The sequence below is a fragment of the Actinosynnema sp. NPDC059335 genome (genome assembly GCF_042752395.1).
Taxonomy (GTDB): Bacteria; Actinomycetota; Actinomycetes; order Mycobacteriales; family Pseudonocardiaceae; genus Actinosynnema.
Window position 1 is genome coordinate 17846 of sequence record NZ_JBHYXZ010000016.1, and the last position, 10230, is coordinate 28075.

Annotated in this window: 7 protein-coding genes; 4 read left to right on the forward strand and 3 right to left on the reverse strand. The window is 74.1% G+C overall.

Translation table 11 applies throughout. From position 1 onward, the window contains the following. Positions 1-220: 220 nt before the first annotated feature. A complete protein-coding gene (locus tag ACFXGA_RS07740; protein ID WP_181320591.1) occupies positions 221-874 on the reverse strand; it encodes a response regulator transcription factor in 654 nt (217 codons plus the stop codon). 317 nt (positions 875-1191) lie between these two features. Between ACFXGA_RS07740 and ACFXGA_RS07745 the strand changes: the two genes are divergently transcribed. Beyond that, the gene (locus ACFXGA_RS07745) at positions 1192-2355 is read left to right on the forward strand and encodes a dipeptidase (protein WP_378085283.1); all 1164 of its coding nucleotides are present in this window, start codon (positions 1192-1194) and stop codon (positions 2353-2355) included. A gap of 478 nt (positions 2356-2833) precedes the next feature. Here ACFXGA_RS07745 and ACFXGA_RS07750 read toward each other — a convergent pair whose 3' ends face one another. Then, entirely contained in the window at positions 2834-3370 is a 537-nt protein-coding gene (locus ACFXGA_RS07750) for a DUF3000 domain-containing protein (protein ID WP_378085285.1), read from the reverse strand. A 99-nt stretch (positions 3371-3469) separates the two neighbouring features. Between ACFXGA_RS07750 and hemE the strand changes: the two genes are divergently transcribed. The 3 genes from hemE to hemQ are packed head-to-tail and all read left to right on the forward strand — an operon-like array spanning position 3470 to position 6647. Beyond that, complete coding sequence (gene hemE, locus ACFXGA_RS07755) at positions 3470-4522, forward strand: uroporphyrinogen decarboxylase (RefSeq protein ID WP_378085287.1); 1053 nt, start codon at positions 3470-3472, stop codon at positions 4520-4522. Continuing rightward, a complete protein-coding gene (gene hemG, locus ACFXGA_RS07760) occupies positions 4519-5967 on the forward strand; it encodes a protoporphyrinogen oxidase (RefSeq protein ID WP_378085289.1) in 1449 nt (482 codons plus the stop codon). Before hemE ends, hemG begins: the two co-directional genes overlap by 4 nt. Continuing rightward, positions 5955-6647 carry a hydrogen peroxide-dependent heme synthase gene (gene hemQ / locus ACFXGA_RS07765; RefSeq protein ID WP_378085291.1) on the forward strand — a complete coding sequence of 231 codons (693 nt, stop codon included), beginning with the start codon at positions 5955-5957 and terminating at the stop codon, positions 6645-6647. Before hemG ends, hemQ begins: the two co-directional genes overlap by 13 nt. A gap of 45 nt (positions 6648-6692) precedes the next feature. Here hemQ and ACFXGA_RS07770 read toward each other — a convergent pair whose 3' ends face one another. Then, entirely contained in the window at positions 6693-9932 is a 3240-nt protein-coding gene (locus ACFXGA_RS07770; RefSeq protein ID WP_378085293.1) for a S8 family serine peptidase, read from the reverse strand. Positions 9933-10230: the final 298 nt, after the last annotated feature.

Here is a 10230-nt window from a genome sequence, read left to right on the forward strand (position 1 = left end):
CCCCGCGCCCCGCGGCCGCGCGGGGCGGCCGCCCGCCCCCCCCCCCGCCGACGGTGCGTCGGCGACGACAGGCGGAACCCCGTCAGCGGGTTCCACCAGCGGCACCGGATCAGCACCGGTTGGTTCGGTTGGCTCGTCGGAGGGTACGTCCACGGCGGAAGACCCTACGACGAACGCACCACTCGCGGGTGTGTTCGGCCGGTTCAGTGTGCCGACCTGCTCAGCGGATCACGCCGGCACGCATGGCCAGCGCGACCATCTGAGCCCGATCGCCGGTGCCCAGCTTGCGCCCGATCCGCGACAGGTGGCTCTTCACCGTCAGCGCGGAAAGGCTGAGCGCTTCGCCGATCTCCTTGTTGCTCTGGCCATCGGCGACCAGCTGGAGGACCTCGACCTCACGCGCGGAGAGTTCCCGCGGCGTGTTGTCGGTGCCCGGCACCCTCGTGCCCGCGGCAAGCACGGGCGCGACGCTCGGGTCCGCGTAGACGCCCCCGTCGAGGACCCTGCGCACCCCGTCGGTGACCACCATCGGCGAGGCGGACTTCAGCAGGTACGCCTGGGCGCCCGCCTGGAAGGCCGACCTGACCGCGTAGGGGTCGTCGGAGGACGCGAGGACCACGATGCGGGGCCAGCCCTGGGCACGGAGTTCCGTGACCAGGTCGATGCCGGTGCCATCCGGCAGACCCAGATCGAGGATCGCGAGGTCGCACGGTCCGGTGGCGAGTGCCCGCGCCCGAGCCTCCGCAACCGAAGCCGCCTCATGCACTGTCCCGGCTCCCATCTGGGTGAGCCGAGCCGATATCGCCTCCCTCAGCAGTGGGTGGTCGTCGACCACCAGCACTGAAAAAAGCTCCTCCCGCGGGTGCGGGACCATGTTCGCCGGCAACGTGCCGGCTGGCGTGGTACGAACGGCCTGACCTAAGCCGACGGCAGCCACGTCACTACCTCCCTGGAGTCGGTCGTGCCCCCCGACCGGCACCGGGACTTTCGTCCAATCAGCCGCGCCACTGATCGACCGAAAGTGGTGTCGTCTGGGGCAGCGTAGCCGCCCAAGCGGGTCTACGGGACGATCAATCGGGTATCTATCCCGAATGAGTTGTCACTGTTGGCCTCCGTTGTCACACGATCGGCTGACAACTCGATCGAGGGCGTAACGCGAACGGTTCTCACGACGACATCAAGGAGTTGCGGGTGGCGAGCACCACGGGTCGGGGCCGGGCCGAGGAACTGCTGGCCCGAGCGCCCCTCGCCGACGGGCACAACGACCTGCCGTGGGCTCTGCGGGACCTCACCTTCTCGGACGAGTTCGGTGAAAAGTCAACGGCGGTCGATCCGGTCTCGTGCGTCTCGGCCGTGGACCTGACCGTCCGGCAGCCCGCGCTGCAGACGGACCTGGTGCGGGCCCGCGAGGGCCGGTTGGGGATCCAGTTCTGGTCCGTCTGGGTCCCGTGCCGGCTGGCGGGCGACGCAGCCGTGACCGCCGTGCTGGAGCAGGTGGAGCTGGTGCACGCCCTCGCCGACCGCTACCCGGCGCACCTGCGCATCGCGACCACCGCCGACGAGGCCGAACGGGCCTTCCGGGACGGGCGGATAGCCTCCCTGATCGGCGCGGAGGGCGGACACAGCATCAACGGCTCGTTGGGCGTGTTGCGGGCGCTGCGGCGGCTCGGTGTCCGGTACATGACCCTCACCCACAACGAGAACACCGGGTGGGCCGACTCGGCGACCGACGAGCCGGTCCACGGCGGGCTGACCGACTTCGGGCGCGAGGTCGTGCGGGAGATGAACCGGCTCGGCATGCTGGTCGACCTGTCGCACGTCGCCCCGACCACGATGCGTGACGCCCTGGAGGTCTCGACACGCCCGGTCGTGTTCAGCCACTCGTCCTGCCGGGCGGTCGCCGACCACCCGCGCAACGTGCCGGACGACGTGCTGGCGCGGCTCCGGGACAACGACGGCGTGTGCATGGTGACGTTCGTGCCGCAGTTCCTGTCGCAGGCGTACGTCGACTGGGACGCCCGGCTGCGGGCCGCGATGGAGGCGGCGGGGGAGAACCACAACGACCTCGACGCCCGGCACCGGTTCGCGGACACCTGGCCCGACGCCGGCCCTACGCCGCGCGTGACCATGGACGACGTGCTGGCGCACCTCGACCACGCGCGGGAGGTGGCGGGCATCGACCACATCGGGCTCGGCGGCGACTACGACGGGACGCGGAGCCTGCCGGAGGGCATGGAGGACGTCTCGTGCTACCCGGAGCTGATCGGCGCGCTGCTGGACCGGGGGTGGAGCGAGGACGACTGCGCCAAGCTCGCCGGCGGCAACGTGCTGCGGGTGCTCCGCGCCAACGACTGACCCCGGCCTGACCCGGATCTCGCCGGCCCGGAGGTTCGTGGCGGGCGAGGAACGGTGATGCTCCCGGTCTTGGACGCCGGGGCTCGACCTGCGGGATCGGCGAGGGTCGGCGGCCCGGTGAAACCGGTCGGACCTGCGGGAACGGGCGGGACGGGGCGTGTGGCGGGATCTGCGGGCCGCGGGCGGGACGGGTCTTCCGCAGGATCTGCGGGCCGCCGGGCGAGACAGGTGCTCCGCAGGATCCGCGGGATTGAGCGGGACGGGTGTGCGGCGGAACCTTGCGGGGCTCAGGGCTCAGGGCTCAGGGCTCAGGGCCTGGGGCTTGGGACCGGCGGGACGCTCGCGGTGGTCGAGCGATCGGCGCTGTCGCTCGCTGCCGCAGAGGTACCCCCCAGGGGACCCCTGTCTTGATTCTGCCGGCTCGGGGCGACGGGAAGGGCTCGTCGGGCCGCCCCTGTGGACAACTCGACGCGGGCCGTCAGCGCAGCGTGCTCACGCCCACCGGCGGCAGGCCCACGGCGGTGGCCATGACGTCGAAGAACGCGCTGCCGTGCGCGGCCAGCTCGGCGGTCCGAGCGGTCCACGAGGCGCGCAGTTCCAGGTCGTCCGTGCGGGCCGGGCCGGCGATGTCGCCGAACCGCGCCGACGAGGTCTGGGTGACGGTGCCGCCCAGCGCCAGGAACGCCGCCCCGGACACCTCCAGCGCCTCCACCAGCCACGACCAGCCGACCTCGGGCAGCAGCGGGTCGGCGGCGAGTTCCGCGTCCAGCTCCACCCGCACGTACGCGACCAGCCGGAACACCCCCGACCACGCCTCCACCCCGTCGGGGTCGTGCAGCAGCACGAGCCGTCCCGTGGACAGCTCGTCGGCGGGCCCGGTCACCTCCGCGGTCAGCGCGAAGGCCCAAGGCGCGAGCCGCTGCGGCGGGCGCACCTCGGTCAACTCCAGTTCGGGCCTGGTGCGCACCGACCGGAGCGTCGCCACCGCCCGCTGGAACAGTTCGGGCTCCGTCACACCACGGACTGTAGGCCCCTAAACCTCGGAACGTGAGCGCGGCACGCCGCGTCCCGGGACCGCACGCCCGAAGATGCCGACCGCCCACCCCGTGGGACGATGGCGGGCGAGATGAACGACATCACCGAAGCCCCGTTGCTCGTCGCCGCGCGCGGCGGGAAGCCGTCACGCACCCCGGTCTGGTTCATGCGCCAGGCGGGCCGCTCCCTGCCCGAGTACCGCCGGCTGCGCGAAGGCACCGCGATGCTGGACGCCTGCCTCGACCCGGAGATGGTCTGCGAGATCACCCTGCAGCCGGTCCGCCGCCACGACGTGGACGGCGCGATCCTGTTCTCCGACATCGTCGTGCCGCTCAAGGCCGCGGGCGTGGACCTGGACATCGTGCCGGGCACCGGGCCGGTGGTGGCCAAGCCGGTCCAGACCGCCGCCGACGTGCACGCCCTGCCCGAGCTGCACGAGGAGCAGGTGCGGCCGGTGGCCGACGCCATCGGGCTGCTCAACGACCGGCTCGGCGACGTGCCGCTGATCGGCTTCGCCGGCGCGCCGTTCACGCTGGCCTCCTACCTGGTCGAGGGCGGCCCGAGCAAGCACCACGAGCGCACCAAGGCGCTCATGCACGGCGACCCGGACCTGTGGCACGCGCTGCTGGACCGGCTGGCGGGCATCACCGCCGAGTTCCTGCGCGTGCAGGTCCGCGCGGGCGTCAAGGCGGTGCAGCTGTTCGACTCGTGGGCGGGCGCGCTGTCCGAGCGCGACTACCGCGAGTTCGTCCTGCCGCACTCCACCCGGGTGCTGCAGAGCGTCGAAGGGGTGCCGCGCATCCACTTCGGCGTCGGCACGGGCGAGCTGCTGCCCGCGATGCGCGAGGCGGGCGCGGACGTGGTCGGCGTCGACTGGCGCACGCCGCTGGACGTGGCCGTGCGGCGGCTCGAACAGGCCGCGCCCCACCTGCCGAAACCGGTCGTGCAGGGCAACCTCGACCCGGCGCTGCTGTTCGCGGGCCTGCCCGCGCTGGAACGCGAGGTCGAGCGGATCAAGCGGGAGGGCCGCGCCGCCGCCGGGCACATCTTCAACCTCGGCCACGGCGTGCTGCCCGACACCGACCCCGACGTCATCACGCGGGCCGTCGAGCTGGTGCACCGGGCCGGATGAGCGCGACGCGGGTGGCGGTGGTCGGGGGCGGGCTCTCCGGCCTCGCCGCCGCGCACCGGCTGCGGCGGCTGCTCGGGCCGGACGCGGGGATCACCGTCGTCGAGCAGGCCGACCGGCTGGGCGGCAAGCTGCGCACCGTCGAGGTCGCCGGCGTGGCCTACGACGTGGGCGCGGAGGCGTTCCTGCACCGCCGCCCCGAGGCCGCCGACCTGGTCGCCGAGCTGGGCCTGGCCGACCGGGTCGTCCACCCGACGAAGGCCGCGGCGAGCGTCCACGCCGCCGGCGACACCAGGCCCATCCCGCCACGCACGCTGATGGGCGTCCCCGGATCGGTCGACACCGTGCGCGGGGTGCTGTCGCCGGAGGGCCTGCGCCGGGTCGCCGCCGAACCCGACCTCCCCCCGATCCGGCTGGCCGGCGCGGACGTGCCGGTGGGCGCGCTGCTGCGCGAGCGGTTCGGCCCCGAGGTGGACGCCCGGCTGGTCGGGCCGCTGCTCGGCGGCGTCTACGCGGGCCGCACCGACGTGCTCGGGCTGCGCGCGACCATGCCGCAACTGGCCGCTGCACTGGACGCGGGCGCGGGCTCGCTGCTGGCCGCCGCCGCGTCCGCCGTGCCCCCGCCGCCACCACCGGGTGTCACCCGACCGCCGGTCTTCGGCACCCTGAGCGACGGCCTGTCCACGCTGGTGGCACGCCTGGCGCAGGCGTCCGGGGCCGCGATCAGGCTCGGCCTGCCGGTGCGCGCCCTGACCCGGCTCGACCGGGGGTGGCGGCTGGAGATCGGTTCCGCCGCCGCGCCGGAACACCTGGACGTGGACGGCGTCGTGCTGGCCGTGCCCGCGCCCGCGGCCCGCAGGCTGCTCGCCGACGTCGCGCCCGCCGCGTCCCGCCGCTACGCCGAGGTCGAGCTGGCGTCGATGGCGGTGGTGGCGCTGGCCCTGCCGCCCGGCACGGCGCTGCCCGAGCGGTCCGGCGTGCTGCTGGCCGAGGGCGAGCGGGACGCCGACGGCGTGCCGTTCACCGCGAAGGCGTTCACCTTCTCCAGCCGCAAGTGGGCGCACCTGGCCGGCGGCCCGGTGCTGGTGCGCGGCAGCGTCGGCCGGCACGGCGAGACCCACCTGCTCCAGCGCGACGACGACGAGCTGGTCGCCGCCGTCCGGGACGACCTGCGCCGGCTGACCGGCGTCACGGCCGAGCCGATCGACACCGCCGTCACCCGCTGGGGTGGCGGCCTGCCGCAGTACGGGGTGGGCCACCTCGACCTGGTGCGGGGCATCGAGGACGCGGTCGCCGAGGTGCCCGGCCTGGCCGTGGCGGGCGCCACGCTGCACGGCGTCGGCCTGCCCGCGTGCGTCGCGACGGGCCACGCGGCGGCCGCCCGTGTCGCCGCTCACGTGCTCGGCCCGGTCCGCCGGGTGAGAGGATTGGACCCATGGCCCGCCTGAACTACAACGAACTCAACGACACCATCCGCTACACCATGTGGTCGGTCTTCCGGGTGGAGCCCGGTCGCCTGCCCGACGACCGCGGCCCGGCCGCGTCCGAGGCGCAGGAGTACCTGGACGGCCTGGAGGCCAAGGGTGTCGTGGTGCGCGGCGTGTACGACGTGGCGGGCCTGCGCGCGGACGCCGACTACCTGGTCTGGTGGCACGCCGAGGAGATCGAGCAGCTCCAGCAGGCCTACACCGGGTTCCGCCGCACCGCCGTGGGCCGGGCGTCCACCCCGGTGTGGAGCCAGGTCGCGCTGCACCGGCCGGCCGAGTTCAACCGCAGCCACATCCCGGCGTTCCTGGCGGGCGAGGAAGCCCGCAAGTACGTGTGCGTCTACCCGTTCGTGCGGTCCTACGAGTGGTACCTGCTGCCGGACGAGGACCGCCGCCGCATGCTCGCCGACCACGGCAAGGAGGCGCGGGACTACCCGGACGTGCGGGCGAACACGGTGGCGTCGTTCGCGCTGGGCGACTACGAGTGGATCCTCGCGTTCGAGGCCGACGAGCTGCACCGGATCGTGGACCTGATGCGGCACCTGCGCGGCACCGAGGCGCGCCGCCACGTCCGCGAGGAGATCCCCTTCTACACCGGCACCCGCGTGCCCGCCGCCGAGCTGATCACCAACCTGCCGTGAGGCGGGGAGGGACGCCCGCGACCGGACGCCCCTCCCCGCCGCCCGTCACGCCGTGAGCCGGTAGGCCCGGATCACGGCGTGCTCGAAGGTGTTGCCCTTGCTGTCGGTTCCCTTGGCGCGCAACGACGCGTAGCCCGCCCGGTCGGCGTTGCGGACGAGTGCCGCGCCGCCGACGACGGGAACCCTTGCCCAGGTCTTGCCGTCGTCGAAGGACACGTCGACTTCGACCTTGTGGACGCGCCCGTTGTCCGCGCCTTGCTGCTGCTCGACGGTCAGCGGGACGCGCAGGAGCCGTCCGGCGGGCGTGCCGCCGTCGGCGTCCAGTCGGGGTGCGAAGCGCACGACCGACAGGGGCAGCTTCCGGCTCCGCTCGCCCGGCACGGTGTCGGAGCGGAACGTCCACGCGCCGGTGACCCGGGTGCTCAGCTCGGACACGCCCGGCGACCGGACGAAGTCCGTCTCGACCCGGTAGCGGGCCGTGCCCGGCGGCACGGCGAACTCGCCGCCCGGCGCGGGGGTCTCGGCGATCTTCTGCCCGTCGCGGTGCAGGGTGGTGCGCGCGGACGCGTACGCCGAGCCGCCCAGGTTGTCCGCGCCGTCGTTGACCAGCGGCACCTGCACCATGAGCCGGTCGCCGAGCCGGCCCAGGTACTCGTAGCGGGACGCCGGCAGGCCGGGGCCGAACACCGGGAAGTTGAACCGCTCGCGGCCGCGGTCGCCGGGCCGGTACGTGCGGTCCGCCGTCGAGTAGTTCGCGCGGACGTCGAACGCGGCCTTCGCGACCTGGAGGAGCTGCCACCGCCACCGGATGTCGCGGGTGTTGACGTAGTCGATGGTGTCGCCGCCCGGCGGCGCGGGGAACAGCACCGCCCAGCCGCCGGAGCCGGCCTCGGTGACGAGGCTGCCGCCGTGGGTGAACTCGTCGGTGTCGGGGCCGGGTCCGAACGCGGTCCGCACCTCGGCCAGCTCGCGCCTGGCCGGCGCGCGGACGAACCCGGTCGGCACCCGGCCGTGCCGGACCCACCCGAACCGGTGGCGCACCGGCGTGTTGCCGACCGGGGTGCCCGCGTACTGCGCGCCGATCACGACTTCGAGCTGGTCGTCGGGCAGCGTCGGGCCGACGTGACCCAGCGCGAGGTCGTCGGTGAACCCGTTGAGGAACGCCACGCCGAGCCCGATCCGCCGGTCGCCGGACCGGCGGTCGAGGCCGATGTCGCCGATCGCCGCGACCGCGCCCGGGTCGGGCGGGGTGACCGAGATCGGCTTGGCGGTGCGGGCGTCGAAGACGGTCGTGGTGTCCCCGGTGACCGACAGCGACGGCTGCGCCAGCACGGCGACCCGTTGGCCCGCCCCGTCACCGGTCACGACGTTGGCGTAGACCATGTACTCGCCCTTGGGCAGGCGGGTGGTGACGGTGTTGTCGTCGTCCTCCAGGAACGCGAACTCGTCGTTGTCCACGCCCATCAGCACGGAGCTGTACAGCGCGGGCTCCCGGCCGTCGGCGTCGAGGAACGTCGTGGTGACGTCGTAGCTCTCGGCCTCGCGCGCGACGCTGACCGGGGTGCGCAGGAGGTCCCCGGCGACGACCGTGCCGGAGAACGCGCCGTCGGTGCTGCCGACTTGGGTGTTCGCGGTGACGGTCACCGTCGCCTCGCCGCCCGCGGGAACGGTGACGGTGGTGGGCGTGACGGCGAGGAGACCGGCGGGCGCGGGGTCGCCGTCCGGCCCCCTGGCCTCGACCGACACGGCGAACGTGACGGCGTCCGTGCCGCTGTTGCGGTAGGTCAGGTCCTTGGCGACCGGCGTGTCGTCGCCGTGCGGCCACGGGTGCGTGCCCATGGTCAGGCCGGCGGGCTCGGCGGTGACCGTGGTGGTGATGGCCTTGGCGAGGTCGACGCGGCCGGTGCCCTGGTCGAAGGCCGACAGTGCCGGGTTGTTCTTGGCGGAGGCCATGAGGGTGGCCTTGATCTGCGCGCCGGTCCAGTCGGGGTGTTGCTGGGCGAGCAGGGCTGCCGCGCCGGCGACGTGCGGGGTGGCCATGGAGGTGCCGGAGACGGCGACGTGGGCGTCGCCCACCGGGGTGCCGATCGAGCCCGTGGCGGCCCTGGCCGCGACGATGTCCACGCCGGGGGCGGTGAGGTCGGGCTTGACCGCGCCGTCGCCGAGGCGGGGGCCGCGGCTGGAGAACGGCGCGATGGCGTCGTCGCGCTCGACCGCGCCGACGGTGAGCGCGGCGTCCGCGCTGCCGGGCGAGCCGACGGTGGCGGTGCCGCCGGAGTTGCCCGCCGCGACGACGAACAGGACGCCGGTCCGCGCGGACAGGGTGTTCACCGCTTCTTCCAGCGGGTCGAGGCCGGGCGTGTCGTCGCCGCCGAGGCTGAGGTTCACCACGTCCGCGCCCTGGTCCACGGCCCACTGGAGGCCGTCGAGGATCCAGGACTCCGCGCAGCCGTAGAGGGCGCACACCTTGCCGTCGAGGATCTGCGCGTCCGGCGCCACGCCCCGGTACTTCGGGCCGTTGCTCGCGATGGTGGCCGCGACGTGCGTGCCGTGCCCGTTGACGTCGGTGGCGTCCGGGTCCTCGGTGAAGTTCCGCTCGGCGACTTCCCGGCCGGCGAGGTCGGGGTGCGTGCCGTCCACCCCGCCGTCCAGGACGGCGACCTTGACGCCCTTGCCGGTGAACCCGGCGTCCCACGCGGTCGGTGCGCCGATCTGGGCGGTGGAGCGGTCGAGGGTGGGCCGGCGGAGGCCGTCGAGCCAGACCTTCTTGACGTCCGGGTCGTCCAGGAGTGTCCGGAAGGTGGTGGCGGCACTGGTTTTCGGGGTTTGTGCGGCGACCGCGTTCACGGCGGGCAAGGCGTGGGTGACGTGGACGCCGGCCGGCTGCCGGTCGCCGGTGATGATCAGCGGCACGGTGTCGCGCCTCGCGTCGTCGTAGCCGGCTTCGACCAGGCCCGTGACGTCGAACAGGCGCGGGTCCAGCCTGCCCCGGGCCAACGCCTTGACGGCGTCGTCCGGGACGACGTGCAGCCGGCCGTCCCGCCGGAACGTGTGGAAGCGGACCCCTTCGCGGCCGGGACCGGCCTTGATCGAGCGCGACGCGGTGCCGTCGAGCACCACCCGGTCGCCCGTGACGAGGGTGACCGACGTGGGCGCGCCGGCCCGCCGGTCCGCGGGGTCGCGCCGGTCCGGCTCGCCGGCGGCGACCCCGGTCGCCGTGCCGGCCGCGAACCCGGCCGCGAGGGCGGCGGCTGCCCACCCGACCCGCCTCCGTGATCTCGACATCACCTCGGACACCTCCCGGACGTGGTGGTCGCGCAGGGGAAACGCGCGGTCGGAAGGCGCCGCCGATCGCGGCGGCGGCGGGATGCCGGAACAGTCGAAGCCCCCAACGACCTCGACGCTATCCACCCGTCAGGGGGACGGCAGCGTCCCTTTGAGGGGAAAACGCCACTCGAACAGCCGAGCGGGCCACTACACCGCGCAGGTCGGGCGAGGGGCCATCACCTCGACCAGGCGTCCCAGCTCCGCCGCAGGCTGCTCCGCCGGAAGATGAAGCCCGCCTACCGGCGGGATAAGATGA